At 60.8% G+C, this 21,075-nt stretch carries 21 protein-coding genes; 9 read left to right on the top strand and 12 right to left on the bottom strand.

Annotation, left to right across the window (positions count from 1 at the left end; genetic code table 11):
* Nucleotides 1-12: 12 nt before the first annotated feature.
* Both VQ575_RS21890 and VQ575_RS21885 read right to left on the bottom strand, forming a co-directional pair.
* The gene (locus VQ575_RS21890; RefSeq protein WP_325918410.1) at nucleotides 13-1,011 is read right to left on the bottom strand and encodes a class I SAM-dependent methyltransferase; all 999 of its coding nucleotides are present in this window, start codon (nucleotides 1,009-1,011) and stop codon (nucleotides 13-15) included.
* 33 nt (nucleotides 1,012-1,044) lie between these two features.
* A complete protein-coding gene (locus VQ575_RS21885) occupies nucleotides 1,045-2,010 on the bottom strand; it encodes a 2-hydroxyacid dehydrogenase (RefSeq protein WP_039592166.1) in 966 nt (321 codons plus the stop codon).
* 194 nt (nucleotides 2,011-2,204) lie between these two features.
* Between VQ575_RS21885 and VQ575_RS21880 the strand changes: the two genes are divergently transcribed.
* The 7 genes from VQ575_RS21880 to VQ575_RS21850 all read left to right on the top strand — a co-directional run bounded on the left by VQ575_RS21880 (nucleotide 2,205) and on the right by VQ575_RS21850 (nucleotide 12,360).
* The gene (locus VQ575_RS21880; protein ID WP_039592165.1) at nucleotides 2,205-2,834 is read left to right on the top strand and encodes a LysE family transporter; all 630 of its coding nucleotides are present in this window, start codon (nucleotides 2,205-2,207) and stop codon (nucleotides 2,832-2,834) included.
* Between the two features lie 144 nt (nucleotides 2,835-2,978).
* Nucleotides 2,979-4,661 (top strand): fatty acid--CoA ligase, encoded by a 1,683-nt coding sequence (locus tag VQ575_RS21875; RefSeq protein ID WP_325918409.1) that lies wholly within the window; start codon nucleotides 2,979-2,981, stop codon nucleotides 4,659-4,661.
* A gap of 287 nt (nucleotides 4,662-4,948) precedes the next feature.
* A complete protein-coding gene (locus tag VQ575_RS21870; RefSeq protein WP_039592163.1) occupies nucleotides 4,949-6,805 on the top strand; it encodes a DUF1302 domain-containing protein in 1,857 nt (618 codons plus the stop codon).
* A gap of 24 nt (nucleotides 6,806-6,829) precedes the next feature.
* Nucleotides 6,830-8,194, top strand: a complete 1,365-nt coding sequence (locus tag VQ575_RS21865; protein WP_039592162.1) for a DUF1329 domain-containing protein — start codon at nucleotides 6,830-6,832, stop codon at nucleotides 8,192-8,194.
* A gap of 188 nt (nucleotides 8,195-8,382) precedes the next feature.
* Nucleotides 8,383-11,115 carry a LuxR C-terminal-related transcriptional regulator gene (locus tag VQ575_RS21860; RefSeq protein ID WP_045155106.1) on the top strand — a complete coding sequence of 911 codons (2,733 nt, stop codon included), beginning with the start codon at nucleotides 8,383-8,385 and terminating at the stop codon, nucleotides 11,113-11,115.
* Between the two features lie 23 nt (nucleotides 11,116-11,138).
* The gene (locus tag VQ575_RS21855; protein ID WP_045155107.1) at nucleotides 11,139-11,639 is read left to right on the top strand and encodes a methylated-DNA--[protein]-cysteine S-methyltransferase; all 501 of its coding nucleotides are present in this window, start codon (nucleotides 11,139-11,141) and stop codon (nucleotides 11,637-11,639) included.
* A gap of 112 nt (nucleotides 11,640-11,751) precedes the next feature.
* Nucleotides 11,752-12,360, top strand: coding sequence for a LysE family translocator (locus VQ575_RS21850; protein WP_039592159.1), 609 nt, complete (start codon nucleotides 11,752-11,754; stop codon nucleotides 12,358-12,360).
* On the opposite strand, the gene VQ575_RS21845 is transcribed toward VQ575_RS21850, so the two are convergent.
* From VQ575_RS21845 to VQ575_RS21825, 5 genes are all read right to left on the bottom strand, one after another.
* Nucleotides 12,361-14,268 carry an alkaline phosphatase D family protein gene (locus VQ575_RS21845; protein ID WP_045155108.1) on the bottom strand — a complete coding sequence of 636 codons (1,908 nt, stop codon included), beginning with the start codon at nucleotides 14,266-14,268 and terminating at the stop codon, nucleotides 12,361-12,363.
* Between the two features lie 111 nt (nucleotides 14,269-14,379).
* A complete protein-coding gene (gene dctM / locus VQ575_RS21840) occupies nucleotides 14,380-15,663 on the bottom strand; it encodes a C4-dicarboxylate TRAP transporter large permease protein DctM (RefSeq protein ID WP_039592157.1) in 1,284 nt (427 codons plus the stop codon).
* The gene (locus VQ575_RS21835; RefSeq protein ID WP_039592156.1) at nucleotides 15,660-16,292 is read right to left on the bottom strand and encodes a TRAP transporter small permease; all 633 of its coding nucleotides are present in this window, start codon (nucleotides 16,290-16,292) and stop codon (nucleotides 15,660-15,662) included. Before VQ575_RS21835 ends, dctM begins: the two co-directional genes overlap by 4 nt.
* 66 nt (nucleotides 16,293-16,358) lie before the next feature.
* The gene (dctP, locus tag VQ575_RS21830) at nucleotides 16,359-17,354 is read right to left on the bottom strand and encodes a C4-dicarboxylate TRAP substrate-binding protein DctP (protein WP_411829918.1); all 996 of its coding nucleotides are present in this window, start codon (nucleotides 17,352-17,354) and stop codon (nucleotides 16,359-16,361) included.
* A gap of 125 nt (nucleotides 17,355-17,479) precedes the next feature.
* A complete protein-coding gene (locus VQ575_RS21825; protein ID WP_325918407.1) occupies nucleotides 17,480-18,472 on the bottom strand; it encodes a TRAP transporter substrate-binding protein in 993 nt (330 codons plus the stop codon).
* A gap of 170 nt (nucleotides 18,473-18,642) precedes the next feature.
* Here VQ575_RS21825 and VQ575_RS21820 point away from each other — a divergent pair, with 170 nt between their 5' ends.
* Both VQ575_RS21820 and VQ575_RS21815 read left to right on the top strand, forming a co-directional pair.
* Nucleotides 18,643-18,870, top strand: a complete 228-nt coding sequence (locus tag VQ575_RS21820) for a hypothetical protein (RefSeq protein ID WP_325918405.1) — start codon at nucleotides 18,643-18,645, stop codon at nucleotides 18,868-18,870.
* Nucleotides 18,871-18,918: 48 nt separating this feature from the next.
* Nucleotides 18,919-19,290: a PH domain-containing protein gene (locus VQ575_RS21815; RefSeq protein WP_325918404.1), complete on the top strand. Its 372-nt coding sequence runs from the start codon at nucleotides 18,919-18,921 to the stop codon at nucleotides 19,288-19,290.
* Between the two features lie 21 nt (nucleotides 19,291-19,311).
* Here the strand turns inward: VQ575_RS21815 and VQ575_RS21810 are convergent, their stop codons facing one another.
* The 5 genes from VQ575_RS21810 to VQ575_RS21790 form a co-directional block, all read right to left on the bottom strand.
* Nucleotides 19,312-19,728, bottom strand: a complete 417-nt coding sequence (locus VQ575_RS21810) for a VOC family protein (protein ID WP_039592152.1) — start codon at nucleotides 19,726-19,728, stop codon at nucleotides 19,312-19,314.
* Nucleotides 19,729-19,851: 123 nt separating this feature from the next.
* Nucleotides 19,852-20,148, bottom strand: a complete 297-nt coding sequence (locus tag VQ575_RS21805; RefSeq protein ID WP_039592151.1) for a hypothetical protein — start codon at nucleotides 20,146-20,148, stop codon at nucleotides 19,852-19,854.
* Nucleotides 20,142-20,471 (bottom strand): hypothetical protein, encoded by a 330-nt coding sequence (locus VQ575_RS21800; RefSeq protein WP_232916876.1) that lies wholly within the window; start codon nucleotides 20,469-20,471, stop codon nucleotides 20,142-20,144. The genes VQ575_RS21805 and VQ575_RS21800 overlap by 7 nt, the downstream gene beginning before the upstream one ends.
* Before the next feature lie 97 nt (nucleotides 20,472-20,568).
* Nucleotides 20,569-20,808, bottom strand: a complete 240-nt coding sequence (locus VQ575_RS21795) for a pyocin S6 family toxin immunity protein (RefSeq protein ID WP_039592149.1) — start codon at nucleotides 20,806-20,808, stop codon at nucleotides 20,569-20,571.
* Nucleotides 20,809-20,831: 23 nt separating this feature from the next.
* Nucleotides 20,832-21,071: a pyocin S6 family toxin immunity protein gene (locus VQ575_RS21790; RefSeq protein ID WP_045155111.1), complete on the bottom strand. Its 240-nt coding sequence runs from the start codon at nucleotides 21,069-21,071 to the stop codon at nucleotides 20,832-20,834.
* Between the last annotated feature and the right edge of the window lie 4 nt (nucleotides 21,072-21,075).

Below are 21,075 nucleotides of genomic sequence, written 5' to 3'. Positions count from 1 at the left end.
TGCAAAAACGCCTCAGCCGCGCTTGGCCCGGTAGATGCGAAAACCCTGGCCTTCGGCTTTGATCGCGCAGGGGCCCAGGTGCTCTTCGATCAACGGCTGGTACTTCAGGAAGCTGTTGGCGACCAGCCGCAGTTCGCCGCCGTTTTTCAGATGTTTGGCCGCTTTTCTCAGCAGGTTCTCGGTCGCGTGGTAGTCAGTGTGCACACCGACGTGGAACGGAGGGTTACTCAGGATCGCGTTCAAACCCATGGGCGCGGCGTCGATCCCGTCACCGGTCAGCACGTCGGCTTCCAGGCCGTTGGCGGCCAACGTCAGGCGACTGCTGGCGGCGGCAAAGGCATCTACGTCCAGCAGCGTGACGGTGTTGTGTGGATAGCGGCGCTTGACCGCCGCCCCCAGCACCCCTGCACCGCAGCCGAAATCCAGCAGGTGGCCGCTGGGCAGCTTGTCCAGATGCTCCAGCAACAGCGCGCTGCCGCGATCCAGTCGACCGTGACTGAACACCCCCGGCAAGCTGATGACCTTGAGCGGGCCTTCGGCCAATGGCAGCTCATAGGTCTGTGCCAGGCTCTCCAGCGGCTTGGCCTCGGGGGCGTTGGCCACGGTGACCTGCCACAGTTGGCAGTGCCGCGCGCTGTCGAGCTTGCGCGGTTTGCCGAACGGGTTGAGTTGCTTGGATGCGCCTTCGATGCCGCTGCGTTTTTCCCCCACCAGATACAGCTCGCGTCCGGCCAGGCGCGAAGCCACGGCGTTGAGAATGTAGTCGGTGAGATCCTTGGCCTTGGGCAGGAACACCACGGCGGTATCGAATTCGCGCTCGGGTACGTTCACGCCAAAGTGGCTGCGCCCTGGGACGCGCGCATCCAGGGCCGCTTGATCGCCCGCATGCCAGCACCAACCATGGGCCTCGGGCAGACGGCCCAACAGATCGTCGGCAGGCAGCCCGGCGAGCAGGACCGAACCCTGGAATAACTCGGCCTGACGAAGCAGTACTTCACTGCGCGGATCCATGGTCTGCTCCTTGTAAAAAAGTGCGGCAGTCTATCAATTGACGACTCGTTGCGCTTTACCGCTGAAATAACCCCGGGCGTTTTCCGCCAGTTGGCCGACGATCCGCTGCCTGGCTTCGCGGCTGCCCCAGGCATTGTGGGGTGTGACAATCAGCCGGGGGATATCCCCCGCCAATAGTGGATTGCCCTGGGTCGGCGGCTCCACGCTCAGCACATCGGTAGCGGCGCCGCCCAGGTGACCGTTGCGCAGGGCGTCGGCCAAGGCTTGCTCATCGATGAGGCCGCCGCGTGCGGTGTTGACCACGAATGTGCCGGGCTTGAGCAGCGCCAGCTCACGCGCGCCGATGAAGTGGCGGGTGTGCTCGTTGAGCGGGCAATGCAGCGTCAGGGCGTCCACTTGCGGCAGCAGTTGGTCCAGCGCAACGCGGTCTGGACGGGCGGGCCGCCCCGGAATCTGCCCCAGCAGCACGCGCATGCCGAAGGCTTCGGCCAGCCGAGCGACGGCGCCGCCCAATTCGCCATGGCCGAGCAGCCCGAGGGTCTTGCCTTGCAGTTCGACGATCGGGTAATCCAACAGGCAGAACTGCGACGCCTGCTGCCAGCGACCTTCGGCCACGGCTTTTTGATAGTCGCCCAGGCGAGTCGCCAGGTTCAGCAACAACATGATCGTGTGCTGCGCCACCGACGGCGTGCCGTAACCCTGGCAGTTGCTGACGGTGATGCCGTGTTGGCGGGCGGCGGCGAGGTCGACGTTGTTGGTGCCGGTGGCGCTGATCAGGATCAGTTTCAGTTCGGGACAGGCGGCGATGGCTGCCGCGTCGATCACGACTTTATTGGTAATCGCCACCGTGGCGTCCTTGAGTCGTTCCGTCACCTCATCCTGGCGGGTGCCGGCGAACAGGTGCAGTTCGGCGAAGCAATCGCGTAATGGAGCCAGGTCCAAGTCGCCGAGGTCCAGGGAAGCGTGGTCGAGGAAAACTGCGCGGGCGGTATTGGTCATCAGCTGTACCTGTCATGTAAAAGACTGAAGGCGTAATGTGGCGAGCCTATCAGAACAAATTGCCGTGGCGAGGGCGCTTGCTCCCCCTGGCCTGTGAAGCAGCCTGCGGGGTAAGCGACTGCTGTGCAGCCGAGCGGGAGCAAGCTCCCTCGCCACGGGATTCATTCAACAGAGATTGTCGCAAGGAGCCCACCATGTACCTCGCCGAATTCCTCACCGTCGCCCTGATCCACTTGCTGGCCGTGGCCAGTCCTGGTCCGGACTTCGCCGTGGTGGTCCGTGAAAGCGTGACGCACGGCCGCCGTGCCGGGACCTGGACTGCGTTGGGCGTTGGCACGGCGATTTTCCTGCATGTGGGGTACTCGCTGCTGGGGATCGGCCTGATCGTGTCCCAGTCGATCGTACTGTTCAACGCCTTGAAGTGGGCCGCCGCCGCGTACCTGCTCTACATCGGTTTCAAGGCCTTGCGCGCCCAACCGGCCAAGGCCACCCAGGAGAACCTGCACAAGGACGCGGGCGAACGTACCGCTCGCGGCGCGTTCACCGCCGGTTTCGTCACCAATGGGCTGAACCCCAAGGCGACGCTGTTCTTCCTGTCCCTGTTCACCGTGGTGATCAATCCCCACACGCCGCTGGCGATCCAGGCCGGCTACGGTGTGTACCTGGCAGTGGCCACGGCGGCCTGGTTCTGCATGGTGGCGATGCTGTTCAGCCAGGCGCGGGTGCGTGCCGGTTTTGCCCGCATGGGCCATTGGTTCGACCGGACCATGGGTGCCGTGCTGATTGCCATCGGTGTGAAACTGGCGTTTACCGAGGCCCATTGAGCGGCTTGCACCGGTCCCGATGATGGCTCAAGGCTAGTGTTTGCGGGCGGATCAAATCATTCCTTCGGCTGATTTGATCCGCTAACAAGCGCTTTAGAGTGCTTACTTTCCAGCCAAGACCGTGCAGTCAGAAAAGGGACTCCTATGTTGCAGACTCGCGTTATTCCTCCAGCCGAGGGCGTTTACCAATACCCGTTGCTGATCAAGCGGCTGCTGATGTCCGGCGCGCGCTATGAGAAAACCCGCGAGATCATCTACCGGGACCAGTTGCGCTACACCTATCCCACGTTGATCGAGCGTGTCGCGCGGCTGGCCAACGTGCTGACCGAGGCCGGGGTCAAGGCCGGGGACACCGTGGCAGTGATGGACTGGGACAGCCATCGTTACCTGGAATGCATGTTCGCGATCCCGATGATCGGCGCGGTGATCCACACCATCAATGTGCGGCTGTCGCCGGAACAGATCCTCTACACCATGAACCACGCCGAGGACCGCTTCGTGCTGGTCAATAGTGAGTTCGTCGGCTTGTACCAGGCGATCGCCGGCCAACTGACCACGGTGAAAAAGACGCTGCTGCTGACCGACCAGCCCGACAAGACTGCCAACCTGCCGGACCTCGTCGGCGAGTACGAGCAACTGCTGGCGGGCGCCAGCCCAACCCATGACTTCCAGGACTTCGACGAGAATTCCGTCGCCACCACGTTCTACACCACCGGCACCACGGGCAATCCCAAGGGTGTGTATTTCACCCATCGGCAACTGGTGCTGCACACCCTGGGCGTGTCGACCATCATGGGCGCCATCGACAGCGTGCGCCTGTTGGGCACCAACGATGTGTACATGCCCATCACGCCGATGTTCCACGTTCATGCCTGGGGCCTGCCGTACGTGGCGACGATGCTCGGCCTCAAGCAGGTCTACCCCGGTCGATACGACCCGGAGTTCCTGGTGGAGCTGTGGCGCAAGGAAAAGGTCACCTTTTCCCACTGCGTGCCGACCATTCTGCAAATGGTCCTCAACGCCAAGGGCGCCCAGGACACCGATTTCGGCGGCTGGAAAATCGTCATCGGCGGCAGCGCCCTCAACCGCAGCCTGTACGAGGCGGCGATGGCCAAGGGCATCCAGCTCACCGCCGCCTACGGCATGTCGGAAACCGGCCCGCTGGTGTCCTGCGCCCACCTCAACGATGAGTTGATGGCCGGCGGCGAAGACGAGCGCATCACGTATCGGATCAAGGCCGGCGTGCCGGGGCCGCTGGTGGAAGCGGCGATTGTCGACGGCGAGGGCCGCTTCCTTCCCGCCGATGGCGAGACCCAGGGCGAATTGGTGTTGCGTGCGCCGTGGCTTACCGAAGGTTATTTCAACGAACCGCAGAAGGGCGCCGAGCTCTGGAGTGGCGGCTGGTTGCACACCGGCGACGTCGCCACACTGGACGGCATGGGTTTTATCGACATTCGCGACCGCATCAAGGACGTGATCAAGACTGGCGGCGAATGGATCTCGTCCCTGGACCTGGAAGACCTCATCAGCCGGCACGCGGCGGTACGCGAAGTAGCAGTGGTCGGCATCCCTGATCCGCAGTGGGGCGAGCGACCGTTTGCCTTGCTGGTCATTCGCGAAGGGCACCAGATAGGGGCTCGCGAGCTCAAGGAACACCTCAAGCCGTTTGTCGAGCTGGGGCACCTGAGCAAGTGGGCGATCCCTAGCCAGATCGCCCTTGTTACGGAAATTCCCAAGACCAGCGTCGGCAAGCTCGACAAGAAGCGTATCCGCGTTGACATCACCGAATGGCAGAACAACAACAGCACCTTCCTCTCCACGCTCTGAGCGTCCACGCCGTGCCCGAAAAAGGCACGGCAGCCCCACCAAGCAAGCGCTTGTCTTGTCAAATCGGAAATTTCAGCCATCCTTGCCATGCCGATAAACGTCGGCCTGGCGAAGGACTGTTCCAGAGTGGTCGAGGGCTGCAAATCACACTTTAGAGGGATCAAGCCGTACTACCCGCTGGCTATAGTCCGCTCAAGGATTTTCGGAATGGGACGCGCGTGCCAGCACGGCGAAGGGTTTCCGGAAATACCCACTGCCATAAAAATAAAACACATGGAGTTGCGTCGATGACCTCAGCAAACACCTTCTGGCGCCGGGCAAAATTGCCGCTGGCCGTCAGTCTTGCCTCCTCGCTCGCCGGCCCGGCATTCGGCGTCAGCTTCAACATCGGTGAAATCGAAGGCCAGTTCGACTCGGCCCTGTCGGTCGGCGCGAGCTGGTCCACGGCCAAGGCCAATCGAGACCTGATCGGCGTCAACAACGGCGGCAAGGGCCTGTCCCAGACCTCCGATGACGGCCACCTGAACTTCAAGCGCGGCGAGACCTTCTCGAAGATCTTCAAGGGCATCCATGACCTGGAACTGAAGTATGGCGACACCGGTGTGTTTGTACGGGGCAAGTACTGGTACGACTTCGAACTCAAGGACGAAGACCGCCTGTACAAGGACATCAGCGACAACAACCGCAAGGAAGGCGCGAAGTCGTCCGGCGTGCAGCTCCTCGATGCATTCGTCTACCACAACTACGCCATTGCCGATCAGCCGGGTTCGGTCCGCCTGGGCAAGCAGGTGGTCAGCTGGGGTGAGAGCACCTTCATCCAGGGTGGCATCAACTCCATCAACCCGGTCGACGTGTCCGCGTTCCGTCGTCCAGGCGCCGAGGTCAAGGAAGGCCTGATCCCGGTCAACATGTTCTACGTGTCCCAGAGCCTGACCGATAACCTGTCTGCCGAAGCTTTCTACCAGATCGAGTGGGACCAGACGGTTGTGGATAACTGCGGGACGTTCTTCTCCCAGCCGGATGTGATCGCCGACGGTTGTGACGACAACCTGCGCGTGCTGAACAAACGTTCGCGCATTCCAGCCGCCGCCTTGCCAACCTTGACCGCCCTGGGCGTGAACGTAAACGAGGAAGGTGTCCTGGTTCGTCGTGGTCCCGACCGCGATGCCCGTGACAGCGGCCAGTGGGGCGCGTCCCTGAAGTACATGTTCGAGCCGCTGGACACCGAGTTCGGTGCCTACTTCATGAACTACCACAGCCGTGCGCCGATCTTCAGCGCCACGGGCGCGGCGGCACGTTTCTACAACCAGCCGCTGGGTCCACTGGCTGCATTGCGTCCGGTGATCGTGGCGGGCAACTCGAACTACTTCGTCGAGTACCCGGAAGACATCCGGCTCTACGGCCTGAGCTTCTCCACCACGCTGCCCACCGGCACCGCGTGGAGCGGTGAGTTGAGCTACCGTCCGAACGCTCCGGTCCAGCTGAGCACCACCGATATCCTGTTCGCCGGTGTGACGCCGATTCCGGGCTTCGGCAATGCTTCCGTACTGGACGGCGCGCCGGGCCAGGACCTGCATGGCTATCGCCGCAAGGAAATCACCCAGTTCCAGACCACGTTCACCCACTTCCTCGATCAAGTCATGGGCGCCAGCCGCCTGACCCTCGTCGGCGAAATCGGTGTGACGCACGTGGGCGGCCTGGAAAGCCGTTCCGAGGCGCGCTACGGTCGTGACCCGGTGTTCGGGCCTGGCGAGCTGCCCGGCGGCTTCTGCAACACTCTCAACACGTCGACGGCGGCAGGTGGCGGCCAGACCATCGGTGCCGTGAACAGCAATTGCAACAACGATGGCTTCACCACTTCCAACTCCTGGGGCTACCGCGCACGCGCCATCTGGGATTACCCGGACGTCTTCGCCGGTGTGAACCTCAAGCCCAACGTGGCTTGGTCCCATGACGTCAAGGGCTACTCGCCAGGTCCTGGCGCCAACTTCGAGGAAGGTCGCAAGGCCGTCAGCCTCGGGCTGGATGCCGAGTACCAGAACACCTACAACGCGAGCCTGGCCTACACCAACTTCTTTGGCGGGGACTTCAGTACCGTGGATGATCGCGACTTCCTGGCGCTCAGCGTCGGCGTGAACTTCTAAGCACCGTATTCAGGACGACACACTATGAAAATAACAAAGAATCTGTTGCAAGTCGGTGCGCTGGGATTGTCCCTGCTGGCGGCCAGCGTCATGGCCGCGGTGCCTGCCGCCGAGGCCGATAAGCTGGGCAAGAGCCTGACGCCGATGGGCGCCGAGATGGCCGGCAACGCCGATGGTTCGATTTCGGCCTGGAAACCCATGGCCAAGAATGCCGGCAGCGTCGATGGCAAGGGCTTCCTCGCCGACCCGTACGCCAATGAAAAGCCTCTGTTCACCATTACTGGACAGAACGTCGACCAGTACAAGGACAAGCTCGCCCCGGGCCAGTACGCAATGTTCAAGCGCTACCCGGAAACCTTCAAGATGCCGGTCTACCCGACCCATCGCGGTGCTACCGTGCCGGATGAAGTGCTGGCTTCCATCAAGAAAAACGCCGTGAACACCAAGCTGGTGGGTGCAGGCAACGGCCTGGAGAATTTCGAGACGGCGGTGCCGTTCCCGATTCCCCAGAGTGGCCTGGAAGTGATCTGGAACCACATCACCCGCTACCGCGGCGGCAGCGTGACTCGCCTGGTGACCCAGGCTACGCCGCAGCCCAACGGTTCGTACAACCTGGTGTACTTCCAGGACCAGTTCGTGTTCCGCGACAAGATCAAGGGCTTCGATCCGGCCAACCCGGGCAACGTGCTGTTCTACTTCAAGCAGCAAGTGACTGCGCCGGCGCGCCTGGCCGGTACCGTGCTGCTGGTGCACGAAACCCTCGACCAGGTGAAGGAGCCGCGCAAGGCGTGGATCTACAACGCCGGCCAACGCCGCGTGCGCCAGGCCCCGCAAGTCGCCTACGACGGCCCGGGCACCGCCGCCGACGGACTGCGGACTTCCGACAACCTGGATATGTACAACGGCGCGCCGGATCGTTACGACTGGAAGCTTGAAGGCAAGAAAGAGCTGTACATCGCCTCCAACAGCCACAAGATCGATTCGCCGCAGCTCAAGTACGCCGACATCCTCAAGGCCGGCCACATCAACCAGGACCTGGCGCGTTATGAGCTGCGTCGTGTCTGGCACGTGACCGCGACCCTGAAGGAAGGCCAGCGCCACATCTACGCCAAGCGTGACTTCTACATCGACGAAGACACCTGGCAAGCCGCTGTCATCGACCACTACGACGGTCGTGGCCAACTGTGGCGCGTGGCCGAGGCCCATGCCGAGAACTACTACGACAAGCAAGTGCCGTGGTACGCCCTGGAAACGCTCTATGACCTGCAATCCGGTCGCTACCTGGCCCTGGGCATGAAGAACGAAGAAAAATCGGCCTACGACTTCGGCTTCACCGCGTCCACCAGCGACTTCACCCCGGCGGCATTGCGCCAGGAAGGCGTTCGCTAAACCGCTTCGCCCGAGGCCGCATCCTCGAAAAACGCCCCGACTGGTTCGGGGCGTTTTTTTTTGCCATAGCGCAATCGACTTGTAGCCTTTTTGTAGCCATTTGTAGCACTCCCTTCAATACGTCCTCGTTTACGGCTAGTCTGCGGACATCTGCAACGCCGCCACCCGCATTCCAACAAGAGCCGGCCATGACTGATTTGTCTTCACCCCCGGATTCTTCCCGCGCTGCCTTTGCGGTACAGGAAGGGCGCTTCTACCGCCCACCCTTGCCCGACGGCCACATCGTGCGGCCTCGGTTGTGCGAGCGTCTGAGCGCGGGGCTCGGTGGTCGGTTGCTGTTGGTCAGTGCTCCGGCAGGGTTCGGCAAGAGTTCGCTGGCGGTGGAGTTCTGCCAGGGCTTGCCGACCCATTGGCACAGCCTCTGGTTGGGGCTCAGTGCCAGGGACAACGATCCGGGGCGTTTCCTGGAACGGTTGCTCGAAGGGCTCCAGGCCTTTTTCCCCCAGTTGGGCGGGCGTGCGTTGGGACTGCTGAAGATGCGCCAACGCCACCAGCCCTTCGCTTTCGAGGAATGGCTCGACGGCCTGCTCGATGAGTTATCCGGACATTTATCTCCGCGCGCGCCCTTGCTGCTGGTGCTCGACGATTACCACCTCGCCCAGAGCCCGGTGCTGGATCGCTGCCTGCAGTTTTTCCTCAACCACCTGCCCGAAGGATTGCTGGTACTGGTGACCAGCCGCCAGCGGCCGGACTGGCATCTGGCGCGCTTGCGCCTGTCGCGCCAGTTGCTCGAACTCAACGAGCAGGACCTGCGCCTGACCCACGACGAAGCGCAGACGCTGCTCCAGCACCACAGCAGTTCACTGCGGGGGGAGGCCTTGGAGAGCCTGATCCAGCGCAGCGAAGGGTGGGTCGCAGGGCTGCGTTTCTGGCTGCTGGCCGCTTCCGAGGCCGGCAGCGAAGGGCGACTGCCCCAGGCCCTTCACGGCGGGGAAGGGCTGATTCGTGACTATTTGCTTGAAGAGGTCATCGACTGCCTGCCTGCCGAGGTGCAGGCATTTCTCTACGACATCGCTGCGCAGGAACGTTTTTGCAGCGAGCTGTGCGATGCGGTGCGCGACGCCCATGACAGCCAGGAAATTCTCCAATACCTGGCGGCCCACCAGGTATTCCTCGTGCCGCTGGACGAGCACGGGCACTGGTATCGTTTCCATCATTTGTTTTCCGATCTGTTGCGCAGCCGGCCCAGCGCGCAAGCCATGGTGCCGGCGGCGACCCTGCATCTGCGCGCCTGTCGCTGGTTCAATGCCCAGGGCTTGATCGACGAAGCCGTGGAGCAGGCGCTGCGCGCCGGACATCTGGACGTGGCGGCGAACCTGGTGCAGAACCTCTCGGAGGAACAACTGCTGGCCGAGCAGAATGTCGGCATGTTGCTGCGCTGGAAAATGGACCTGCCCGACAGCCTGCTCATCAGCACGCCGCGGTTGATCGTGCTCTACAGCTGGGCCCTGGGCCTGGCCTGTCAACTGGACGCCGCCGAGGAACTGGCCGCCCACTTGAGCCGCTTCCTGCCGGCTCCATCGGCCACCGCGCATAAATCCATGCTCGCCCAATGGCTGGCGCTGAGTGGCATCGTCGCCCGTGGCCGTGGTGATCGCCAGGCCACCATTCGCTATTGCACCGAAGCCCTGGAAAGCCTGCCGCAAAAACGCTATGGCCAACGCTTGATGTGCTTGTCCACTTTGTCGAACCTGGCGATCGCCGACGGTGACCTGTGGCGTGCCCGCGCGTTGAATCGCGACTCCCTGGAGCTGGCGCAGCGGGTCGGTAACCCTCTGTTCGAGGCCTTGGCCCATTACGATCGCGCCCGGGTGTTGCAGGCGCGAGGGGAGATCCTGAGGGCGCTCGATGAGGTGAAGCAGGGCTTGCAGCGCTTGCACGCGCTCTCGCCCCAACGGCTATATGCGGTGCGCGCGCGACTGGTCTTGTATGAAGGTTTCCTGTTGACGCTGCGCATGCAATCCCCGGCCGGGTTGGCGCGGTTGCAGGCGGGCCTCACCGAAGCCCGGGCCTGCCGGGATATCAGCGTGCTGATCGGCCATTGCGTGATCGCTCGTGTCGAAGGCCATGCGGGCGAGTTTGCCCGAGCCTTTGCCGAACTGGCCGAAGCCGAGCGGTTGATGCATATCTGGGATGTTCCGCCGGTCTATTACCTGGCGATGATTACACTGGTCAAATGCGAGCTCTGGTTAGCCCAGGGCCGCACTGAACTGGCCGAAGCCTGGCTGGCGCGGCTGGGACAGACCTATACCGGCGAGCGGGCCGCCGCGCCACCGGAATTCCATCCACAACTGCCTTTGCATGTCGAGCTGCAGCAGGCCCTGCTGGAATCCATTCGCGGCCAACCGATGCAGGCCGAAGGGCGGCTCGATGCGTTGCTCCAGCATGCCCAGCAAACCGGACGGCAGATGCTCGCGGTGATGGTGCTCAACCAGAAAGTTGCATTGCTGCTGGGCGTGGGCCGTGAACCCGAAGCTCGCAGCACGTTGGCCCAGGCCTTCGAAGCCGCCATCGGGGGAGTGTTGCAACCGTTCGAATGGTTGCTGAAGGAGCGTCCCGAATGGTTGCGCGAACAACTGCTGCAAGCGCCGCCCAGCGAATTGCGCCAACAGTTGCTCGAGCGTTTACCCTCGACGACTCAGCCGGTCGAATCGTCGGCATCGGTGGAAACCCTCAGCAGCCGGGAGCGGGCGGTGCTGCAACTGATTGCCCAGGGATGTTCCAACCAGGAAATCAGCGAGCAGTTGTTCATTTCGCTGCACACGGTGAAGACCCACGCCAGCCACATCAACAGCAAGCTCGGCGTCGAGCGCCGCACCCAGGCCGTGGCGCGGGCGAAGGCGTTGGGGTTGTTGGGATGAGCATGAGCCAAGGAATTCCTTAGATGTTGCCGCAGTACAAGACCATCCCAACCCCCGTCGGCGAGCTGATTCTCGTCGCCCGCGGCACCAAGCTGGCGGCCATCCTGTGGGAAAACGAACGGCTCAACCGAGTGCGTCTCGGGCCGCTGGAGCTCGACAACGATCACCCGACCCTCAAGGAAACCGAGCGTCAATTGCTTGAATACTTCGCCGGCCAGCGCCGCCAGTTCGAGCTGGCGCTGGACTTCGCTGGCACCGATTTCCAGGTGCGGGTCTGGCAGGCGTTGCTGACCATCCCATTCGGTGAAACCCGCAGCTACCGCGACATCGCCGTCCAGATCGGCCAACCGACCGCGACACGCGCTGTCGGTGCTGCCAACGGCCGCAACCCGATCTCGATCATTGCCCCATGCCACCGCGTCATCGGCACCTCCGGCAGCCTCACCGGTTTCGCCGGCGGCCTTGCGGCTAAACAGTTCCTACTGAGCCTCGAAGGCCAACAGAGCCTGCAACTGGCATTCTGAACCCTGCCCAAATCCACAATGAATTTTGTGCAGCTGAAAAGTCGCTGCGGAATTTGGAAATCCGTTTACAGTGTTTACCCGCTTCAAACACAAACCGCCAACGGAGCCCTCTATGGCCGGCTACGGACTGTTCCTGCTGCTCGCAACCCTGACCATCCTCAGCCCGGGACCGGGCGTGGTGCTGACGCTGTCCAACTCGGTGCGTCACGGCTGGAGTGGCGCCTTGCCCGGAATTCTGGGCATTGCCCTCGGCGGTTTCCTGGTGGCGGCAATCTCGGCCAGCAGCGTGGGCCTGATCCTGGCTACCTCGGCGACGGCATTCACCGTGTTGAAGTACGTGGGTGCGGCGTACCTGCTGTACCTGGGCCTGAAGATGTGGAACACCAAGACCTTCATTCCAACCCTCAACGACACGCCTTCGCGCCCCTGGCGGCGATTTGTCGAGGCGTTGTCGATCCAGTTGCTCAACCCCAAGGCAGGGTTCTTTTTCCTGGCTGTCTTCCCACAGTTCATCGAGCCGGCAGGTAACTATTACACGCAGTTCTTCTTGCTGGTGGCGTCCTACGGCTTGCTGGTGATGGGCATCCACAGCGCCTACGCATTGATGGCGAGCCGTGCCAGGGGCTGGCTCTCGACTCGCCAGGGCGCGCGGATCGTGGGCAAGCTCTCCGGCGCGACGTTCTTTTCCTTCGGCGTGTTGATGGCCTCGGCCAGCAAGTGATCAGCTCGTGGGGGATTTCGGCGCCAGCATCCGTGTGGGTGGCTTGCCGTCGGCATTGTGTTGATAGATTCGCACGGGTTGCCCCTGTTCGTTGAAAAACACCTGGCCGATGCCCGCCGAGTTCCACAAGCGTTCCCCGGCCTCGGCGTGTTCCGGGACATGGGGAACGATGCGCATGCTGCGGCGCTTGGTGAACCAGTTCAGCGGCGAGCGCGGCGAGTAGAGCCAACGGTTGAGGCGGTCGAACCATTCCAGCAGCGCCGGCGGAAACTCATTTTTGATGCCGCTGCTGGTGATTTGCCAGACGCAAGGTCCGCCCTTGCGATGTGGGATCAATACCTCGTAGACGAAGGAATAATGCACATCGCCCGACAGCACCACGTAGCTGCCCGGGGTTCGCGAGTGTCGGAAAATATTCAAGATCACCTGGGCCGCGCCACGGTGGGCCATCCAGTTTTCCGCGTCCACCAGCAGCGGGTAGCCGCACCAGCTGAACACCCGCTGCACGGTCTCGATCAGCTTGACGCCGAAGATCGGCGCCGGCGAGACGATGATCGCCGAAGGGTGGTCGAGCAATTCCTGTTGCAGTTCGCTCAGGGCTTCCCAATCCAGCAGGCCCGACGGCTGCTTGAGGCTGTTTTCGCTGCGCCAGCGGCGCGTACGGGTGTCCAGCACCACCAGCGCCGGGGTACTCGGCAGCACGTAGTGCCATCGTTGGAAACCGAGTAATTGGTCGATCAGCGCATCCTGGGGCGCGCTGTCGATGTAGCGGTCCCGGGCGGTGTCGCTCAAGGCCAGGGTTTGCTGGATGACCTCGCCAAACGCATCCGGATTGTTGCCCCAGCCCTGGCAGAGCATGTAGGCGATCAGCGCGTTGCCGATAATACGTTTGGAGAAGGGATGGCCGTAGGCCGTTTCTTCCCACTGGGCCGACAGGTTCCAGTCGTCCGTGATGTCGTGATCGTCGAAGATCATCAGGCAGGACAGGTGGGCAAACACCCGTGCCACGCCGCCCAGCCCGGTCTTGAAGGCTTCGATGCGTTGGTGTTCCAGATCGTAGCGCTGGCGCCGTTCGGCGGTCAGTTCCGGCGGTTGCGGGTCGATCAGCGTCCAGGGCACGGGCGACCACACCAACAAGTACATGGCCATGACCTCGGAGAAGGTCACCAGGTGATTGTCGGCGCTGCTGCTGGTGAAGATCGGCTTGCGCGCCCCGCCGAAAAAACGCTCGCGCAGGGTTTCGTTGCTTTCCAATGCCGGCAGCAGGTCGGCGCGGTGATAGTAGCTGGCCGGGTGCTGATAGAGCTTGGCGCTGTCTTCCACCACGGCGCCTTCGAGGCACTCTTCAAACAACCCAAGGCGCTCGATCAAGGCATGGATCGCCCGCAGCATCGGCCCGGCCACATCGTCGGCATACACCTGGTCGCCGCTCATCATCAGCAGCGCCGGTCGTTGTTCGGGAGACTGCGCCAACAACCGGTCGACGCAGAGCAGTCCATCGTTGGCCGGGTAATGGGGTTTGCGGCAGGAGCCGTGGACCAATTGGTCAATGCGCGAATGCACCACGAAACTCGGACACTGCGCAGCGCCATACACCAGATGCGGCGCCCATTCGGCGATGCCGGCTCCGTCCACCAGCAGGTCGTAGTCAATCGCCGCGTCCAGCGGCAAGGCGGTATCGAGTGGCACGTCGATCAAGTGCACAAACGCGTGACGGCCCACCGGGACTACCGTGCAACGCGTGGCGTCCAGTGGCAGATCGGCCACGCCGACCAGCCGCAGCGTCAGCGCCAACGGCCGCGAACCCACCAGCCACATCACCAGCCGCTTGGGTTCCAGCCGCCGCAACAACGGGCCGACGAGGACGGAGGGCAGGGGCGTGGAGGTGTGGGAAGAGGACGGCAACATGCGTGGGAAAAGCTCTGCTTTCAAAGGAAAGCGGGATCATAACGCAATGTGCCCGGGGGCTGTGGAGGCAGCACGCTTATGGCGAGGGAGCAAGCCCCCTCGCCATAAGACTTAGCTCATCCCAAGCCAGTTAGGCAATGCCAGCGAGATCCATGGCACATAAGTGATCAGCACCAGGAACGCCAGCAAGACCATCAGCCACGGCATGGCCGCGCGGATGGTGGCGGGCAAGGACATGCCGGTCACCGCCGAGGTGACAAACAGGTTCAGCCCCACCGGCGGCGTGATCAGGCCGATCTCCAGGTTCACCACCATGATAATGCCCAGGTGGATCGGGTCGATGCCCAGTTTCATGGCGATGGGGAACAGGATCGGCGCCAGGATCAGGATGATCGCCGACGGCTCCATGAACGCACCGGCAATCAGCAGCACGATGTTGACCACCAGCAGGAAAGTCACCGGCGTCAGCCCGGCCTCGATCACCCACGCGGTGATTTGCTGTGGCAGTTGCTCGGTGGTCAGCACGTGGGCGAAGAGCATGGCGTTGGCGATGATGAACATCAGCATGATGCTCAGCTTGGCCGACTCCAACAGCACCTTGGGCGTTTCGCGGAACGTCAGGTCCTTGTAGACGAACAGTGCAATAAACGCTGAGTAGACCGCCGCCACTGCCGCCGCTTCGGTGGGCGTGAACATCCCCGAGTAGATCCCGCCGAGGATGATCACCATGAGCAGCAAGCCCCAGACGGCCTTGCGTGCCGCCGTCAGCCATTCCCGCAAGGTTGCCCTGGGCATGGCCGGCAGGTTTTTCTTCACCGCGACGATGTAGATCGCCACCATCAGGGCGGTGCCCAGCAGCAGGCCCGGAATCACACCGGCCATGAACAACTTGCCGACTGATGTTTCGGTCGCAGCGGCGTACACCACCATGACGATCGAGGGCGGGATCAGGATGCCCAGGGTGCCGGCGTTGCAGACGATGCCCGCGCCAAACGCCTGTGGATAACCCGAACGCACCATGCCGGCGATGGCAATGGAGCCCACCGCCGCCACCGTCGCGGGGCTGGAGCCGGACAAGGCGGCAAACAGCATGCACGCCAAAACCGCCGCGATCGCCAGGCCGCCACGGATGTGGCCGACACAGGCGTTGGCAAAATCGATCAGCCGTCGTGCCACCCCACCGGTGGTCATGAACGCACCGGCCAGCAGGAAGAACGGAATCGCCAGCAAGGTGTAGTGCTCGCTGGTTTCGAACAGCTTGATCGCCAGGGAACGCACCGAGTCGGGGCTGAAGAAAATGATCGTCAGCGATCCGGCCAGGCCCAGGGAAATCGCGATCGGCACGCCAATGAACATCAGCACGAACAGCGCGAGGAACAGGAAGGCAATGGTCATGGCTTGTCTTCCTCGATCTCGGTCAATTTGATCGCTTCCGCCGCTTCATCGGCCAGGCCCAGGCCCGTCTGACGATTCATCAGGATGCGTACGAGAATTTCCGCGAAACGGATGAACACCAGCGCGAATCCTACCGGTACGATCAGCCCGACATGCCATTGCATGATGCCGAAATGGCCGAGGTCTTCGGCACCGATCTCGGCAATCATCAAGGTGTTGATCCACTCGAAACTCGCCACTGCCAGCAAACCTGCGTAACCCAGGCAGCACAGGCAGGCGATCACGCCGATGTAGCGCTGCACCGGTTTGCTCGCCAGTTTCACCAGCGCATCGACACCGATGTGCCCGGCGGTGCGCACGCCATAGGACAAGCCAAAGAAAATCAGCCAGCCGAACAGCGCCTTGGTCAGGGAGCTGCTCCAGGTCATGGCCTGGGCCATGCCCATGATGCCGTCGCCGATGGCGAACATCGGTTCGCTGGCGGCCGGCCAGTTGTCGCCGAGACTATAGAACACGGCATAAACGTTGTTGAGGACCACGTAGACGAAGGTGACCAACGTCATGGCGGCCAGAAGGAAGGCAATGAAAGCTTCCTCGAAATGTTCCCAAGTGCGCCGAAGGGCGTTCATGGATGGCATCTCCTGCAGGGAGGACGACAGGTCGGCGCTGCCTCGGCGGCAGCGCCGGCCAACCCATTACTGAGCCTTGTTGGAGGCTTCGGCGGCCTTGATCAGGTCGGCACCGATGTCACCTTCGAACTTCTTCCACACCGGCTTCATCTTGTCGCGCCATTCGCTGCGCTCTTCAGGCGTGAGGGTGATGATTTCGGTGGTCTTGGCGTCGAGAATGCGCTGCTTGTCGTTCTGGTTCAGTTGCGCGGCTTCTTTGTTCACGTGCGCGGTCACTTCAACCAGGATCTTGTCCAGTTCGCTACGCACGTCCGGCGGCAGGCCGTTCCAGAACTTGGTGTTGGTGATCAGCATGTAGTCGAGCAAGCCGTGGTTGGACTCGGTGATGTACTTCTGCACTTCGTGCATCTTCTGGCTGTAGATGTTCGAGTACGGGTTTTCCGCACCGTTGACCACGCCGGTCTGCAAGCCTTGGTACACCTCGGCGAAGCTCATCTTGCGCGGGTTGGCGTTCACGGCCTTGAACTGTTCTTCCAGCACGGCCGATGCCTGTACGCGGAACTTCAGGCCACGGGCGTCTTTGGGTTCGCGCAGCGGTTTGTTGGCGGACAATTGCTTCATGCCGTTGTGCCAATAAGCCAGGCCGGTGATGTTCTTGCTTTCCATGGACTTGAGCAGCTTCTGGCCCTCGGGGCTCAGTTGGAAGCGGTCCACGGCGGAGATGTCGTCGAACAGGAACGGCAGGTCAAACAGTTGCACCGTCTTGGTGTATTGCTCGAACTTGGCCAGGGACGGCGCGATCATCTGCACGTCGCCCAACAGCAGGGCTTCCATTTCCTTGCCATCGCCGAACAGCGAGGAGTTGGGGTACACCTCGACTTTGACCTTGCCTGGCAGACGTTCTTCCACCAACTTCTTGAAGAGTAGCGCGCCCTGGCCCTTCGGCGTTTGTTCAGCCACGACATGCGAGAATTTGATGACCACCGGATCGGCTGCCATGGCCGTGCTCAGCGCGCTGAGGGCCAGCGTGCAGACGAGTGCTTTCCACATAGGTTTGAACATTGGGGTTTCCTTTTATTTTTAGTTTTACCCGTGCGGGCTCATTCAAAACACAACGCACGGTGAGACAGTTGCAAGTCTAGGCAGAAAATAGCTTGCCGGGGCATTGTGACATCAAGTGCAGGGCTTTACTGCGTCTTGTTGGACGCTTCGGCGGCTTTGATCAGGTCCGGGCCGATGTCCTTTTCAAACTTCGCCCACACCGGTTTCATCTGGTCACGCCATGCGTTGCGCTCGTCTGCTGTGAGCGCAATGATTTCGGTGGTCTTGGCGGCCAGGACCATTTCCTTATCGTGCTGGTTCAGCCGTTGCGCCTCTTTGTTGGCGTGGGCAGTTGCCTCGACCACGATTTTGTCGAGTTCCGCGCGGATATCCGGTGGCAGGCCGTTCCAGAAGTCGGACGTGGTGATAAGCATGTAGTCGAGGATGCCGTGGTCCGTCTCGGTGACGTACTTCTGCACTTCATGCAGTTTCTGGTTATAGAAATTGGAGTAAGTGTTCTCCGCACCGTTGACTACACCCGCGCGCAAGGCCTGGTACACCACTGAGAAAATCATCGGTTGTCCTGTGGCGCCCACGGCCTTGAACTGTTCCTCCAGCACGGCGGAAGTCTGCACGCGAAACACCAGGCGCCGCGCATCGTTGGGCATGCGCAGCGGTTTGTTCGCCGAGAGCTGTTTCATGCCGTTGTGCCAATAGGCCAGGCCGGTGATGTTCTTGCTCTCCATGGACTTGAGCAGTTGCTGGCCTTGGGGACTTTGCTGGAAACGCTCTACCGCGGCGATGTCATCGAACAGGAACGGCAAGTCGAACAATTGCACTTTGCGGGTGTATTGCTCGAATTTCGCCAGGGACCGGGCAATGATCTGCACGTCCCCCAGCAGCAATCCCTCCATCTCCTTGTCATCCCCAAACAGCGTGGAATTGGGATATACCTCCACCTTGACCTTGCCCGGCAAGCGTTCTTCCGCCAGTTTCTTGAACATCAGCGCGCCTTGACCCTTCGGCGTCTGCTCGGCTACCACATGGGAGAATTTTATGACGATGGGGTCCGCCGCAGCGGTGCCCAACGTGGTGAAAGCCAGCGTAAAGGCGAGCGCGTTCCGTAAAGGTTTGAGCATGGTGATTCTCTTGGAATTATGTTTATCGTGCGGGCTCATCCCAGCCCCGGCGAACTGCAAACAATGGCAAGTCTAGGAGAAAAAACGCGCGTGATTGGGTGACGGGCAAAATGAAGACTTTTCGCCAACTGCTAGGCTAGGCCCGAAGACATCTGGTTCTGGAAGATCATATGAAGGCCATCAAGGGAGTCTTGTTCGTTTTGCTGCTCGTCGCCTCGGCCGTGGGTGCTTTTAATTTGATTTTCATACTGATCGGAACATATTTTGGTCCGCTGTACGAAAGCGAAGCGGACCAGAGCCGCAATTTCGCAATCTGGCTGTTTGGAAACATCGCAGTGATGATCACCGCGGCTGCGGCGGGCATTATCTGGGGCCGACGGCGTGCGAAAAGGATTTAACCGAGCTCCACGCGCGATAGGCGATTTTTCATCCCACAGGATTCAGCAATGATCGATTTCAACAACAAAGGCTTCTTCAAGCTCAAGCAAAACGACGAATACGCCGAACGCGTCACGGCCCTGCTGCTGGACGGCGAACACGTCATCGATGCCTACAAGTCCATGCGCGATGGCGTGGTCTTCACCAACAAACGCATCATCGCCGTGAACGTGCAAGGCATCACCGGCAGCAAAAAGGATTTCACCTCGCTGCCCTACAAAAATATCGTCGCGTACTCGGTGGAAACCTCCGGCACCTTCGACCTGGATTCTGAACTGGAGATCTACTTCTCCTTCCTGGGCAAGGTGAAGTTCGAGTTCACCGGCAAGACCGGCATCGTCGAAATCTCCAAAGTCATCTCCAGGCACCTCTTGGCCTGACCGCATCAGGCTGGCTGGAGCTCAAGGCTCCAGCGCCGGCCCCTTCAATTCGATCTGGTTGCCATCCGGATCGGTGCAGTAGATCGAAAAGCCTTTCCCTTCCGCGCCATAACGCATCTGCGCTTTCTCGACGTCCAGGCCGGCTGCGGCCAGATGAGCGAGCAGGGCCTGCTCGTCGAATGGCTCGATGCGCAGGCAGAAGTGGTCGACGTTATGGCCCTGTTCGCCGGCTGCCGCGCCTCCCTCGCGGCCAAGCGGGCCGTCGACAGCCACCAGATCGATCATCGATTCACCGGCTCCGAGGTGGAGCAGTCCCAGATCGTCCCGACGTTTCCTGAGCTCGCAACCGAACACCGACGTGTAGAAGGCGAGGCTGCGCTCGAGGTCTGTTACGCGCAGGACGATGTGGTCGATGCGTTCGATGGTGAAGTTCTTCATGTCGGCCTCCGCATGAGTTCTGGCGCCAATGGGTCCAGTCACTGTAGCCAACAATTTCCGCGGTGGGCGTGAGTTGGTTCCAGGCGGTGATGTGTTGTGTGGTATGACGACTTTTATAAGTCGTCATGCCTGAAAATACCATCTGCTGGAAAAAAGTCTGTTGTTTAAAACAGGGGAGTCCCCATCGCTGTCCCCATTCTGGCGAATGGTATAGCCGCCGTCCTTGATGAACTTCCAGAACTGCCCGACGAATTGACGATCAAGGGCTTCGACGACCAGTACGATGTCCAGATCCTTGGTCAACCGAAATGCCTCACCCAGCTCCTCCATGGTAATCGAGGCGGCTACCCCGCCGATCAAAACGTAGCTGTCTTGGAAGTCTTTGAAATACTCTCGAAACCGGTCAACGCCCACTACCAATTCACTTTCTCCATCATTTCATCCAGACACATTTGTATGCGTTCATCGTGGTCATCCTTGAGGCTTAGATAAAGAGAAAAGGGGTCAACCGTCCCATTGGCGATGTTGTTGCAGGGTGGTTCATAGCTCCAAAACTGAATGCAACACACCGCATGGTTTTGTGGCACCTCGACATAGGGGGCCGTGGCCTCGAGTTTCGACTGGATCGTTTTTGGCGTTGAACCCCAAGCGCCGAAAGTGTCCCCGTAGGTCTCGCTCCTTTCAGGCTGTGCGCGTGTTCGAATGTGATCGAACTGCGCTGCTGTCATTGCATTTTCGTGCATGAAGCTCGTCGACGAATTTCCTCGACGATATATGACATGCCATGTTGTGCCAGCATCTCGTGTTCCATTTCTTTCTCCGTCCCGATTCCGTCGTCAGCTACGCCAGGACGCCAATAAACAGATCCAAATCTGTCGGAAGAGATTCCCCGATGATTTTCGATATCTCGATTACCTGCTCTTTCGTCAGCAGCCATTCCCCTTCAGCCATTGCGTTAAGGCTGCGGTGGCCTAGTAGCTGCAAGATTCGGCTGTTGTAGGACTCCTTTAAATCAAGATCGAATTTAAGCGAATCATCTACATTCACACCACGTAAAAATCCGCTGATGCACAGGTACAATTAGTCGTCTCCGCTGTTTTCTGTCATCCCCGTACGCCGATGAATAAATCGAGATTTTCAGGTAGCGGTTGCTGCATTACTACTTCTATCTGTCGAACCTGCGTAACGCTTAATGGCAACTCACCAACGACCTCGTCAGCCAAGCTTCTCCAGCCCAGAATTTTCATGATTGCTGATTCAAACTCAGGGGCTACGTTGAGCTCAAATTGAATAAAGTCGTCTTTGTGGCCCTCAAAAAAATAACCGGTGATCTCCAAATACATTCTG

The organism is Pseudomonas frederiksbergensis, from assembly GCF_035751725.1.
In the GTDB taxonomy this organism is placed as follows: domain Bacteria; phylum Pseudomonadota; class Gammaproteobacteria; order Pseudomonadales; family Pseudomonadaceae; genus Aquipseudomonas; species Aquipseudomonas frederiksbergensis_A.
This window is presented reverse-complemented; position numbering and strand designations above follow the sequence as displayed.

Excerpts from the sequence above, each read along its gene's own strand:
- VQ575_RS21820 (WP_325918405.1), top strand. The coding sequence starts at position 18,643 with ATGAAGGCCATCAAGGGAGTCTTGTTCGTTTTGCTGCTCGTCGCCTCG.
- VQ575_RS21865 (WP_039592162.1), top strand. The coding sequence starts at position 6,830 with ATGAAAATAACAAAGAATCTGTTGCAAGTCGGTGCGCTGGGATTGTCC.
- VQ575_RS21860 (WP_045155106.1), top strand. The coding sequence starts at position 8,383 with ATGACTGATTTGTCTTCACCCCCGGATTCTTCCCGCGCTGCCTTTGCG.
- VQ575_RS21890 (WP_325918410.1), bottom strand. The coding sequence starts at position 1,011 with ATGGATCCGCGCAGTGAAGTACTGCTTCGTCAGGCCGAGTTATTCCAG.
- dctP (WP_411829918.1), bottom strand. The coding sequence starts at position 17,354 with ATGTTCAAACCTATGTGGAAAGCACTCGTCTGCACGCTGGCCCTCAGC.
- VQ575_RS21875 (WP_325918409.1), top strand. The coding sequence starts at position 2,979 with ATGTTGCAGACTCGCGTTATTCCTCCAGCCGAGGGCGTTTACCAATAC.
- VQ575_RS21850 (WP_039592159.1), top strand. The coding sequence starts at position 11,752 with ATGGCCGGCTACGGACTGTTCCTGCTGCTCGCAACCCTGACCATCCTC.
- VQ575_RS21885 (WP_039592166.1), bottom strand. The coding sequence starts at position 2,010 with ATGACCAATACCGCCCGCGCAGTTTTCCTCGACCACGCTTCCCTGGAC.
- VQ575_RS21815 (WP_325918404.1), top strand. The coding sequence starts at position 18,919 with ATGATCGATTTCAACAACAAAGGCTTCTTCAAGCTCAAGCAAAACGAC.
- dctM (WP_039592157.1), bottom strand. The coding sequence starts at position 15,663 with ATGACCATTGCCTTCCTGTTCCTCGCGCTGTTCGTGCTGATGTTCATT.
- VQ575_RS21790 (WP_045155111.1), bottom strand. The coding sequence starts at position 21,071 with ATGTATTTGGAGATCACCGGTTATTTTTTTGAGGGCCACAAAGACGAC.
- VQ575_RS21810 (WP_039592152.1), bottom strand. The coding sequence starts at position 19,728 with ATGAAGAACTTCACCATCGAACGCATCGACCACATCGTCCTGCGCGTA.
- VQ575_RS21870 (WP_039592163.1), top strand. The coding sequence starts at position 4,949 with ATGACCTCAGCAAACACCTTCTGGCGCCGGGCAAAATTGCCGCTGGCC.
- VQ575_RS21845 (WP_045155108.1), bottom strand. The coding sequence starts at position 14,268 with ATGTTGCCGTCCTCTTCCCACACCTCCACGCCCCTGCCCTCCGTCCTC.
- VQ575_RS21835 (WP_039592156.1), bottom strand. The coding sequence starts at position 16,292 with ATGAACGCCCTTCGGCGCACTTGGGAACATTTCGAGGAAGCTTTCATT.
- VQ575_RS21825 (WP_325918407.1), bottom strand. The coding sequence starts at position 18,472 with ATGCTCAAACCTTTACGGAACGCGCTCGCCTTTACGCTGGCTTTCACC.
- VQ575_RS21855 (WP_045155107.1), top strand. The coding sequence starts at position 11,139 with ATGTTGCCGCAGTACAAGACCATCCCAACCCCCGTCGGCGAGCTGATT.
- VQ575_RS21800 (WP_232916876.1), bottom strand. The coding sequence starts at position 20,471 with ATGCACGAAAATGCAATGACAGCAGCGCAGTTCGATCACATTCGAACA.
- VQ575_RS21880 (WP_039592165.1), top strand. The coding sequence starts at position 2,205 with ATGTACCTCGCCGAATTCCTCACCGTCGCCCTGATCCACTTGCTGGCC.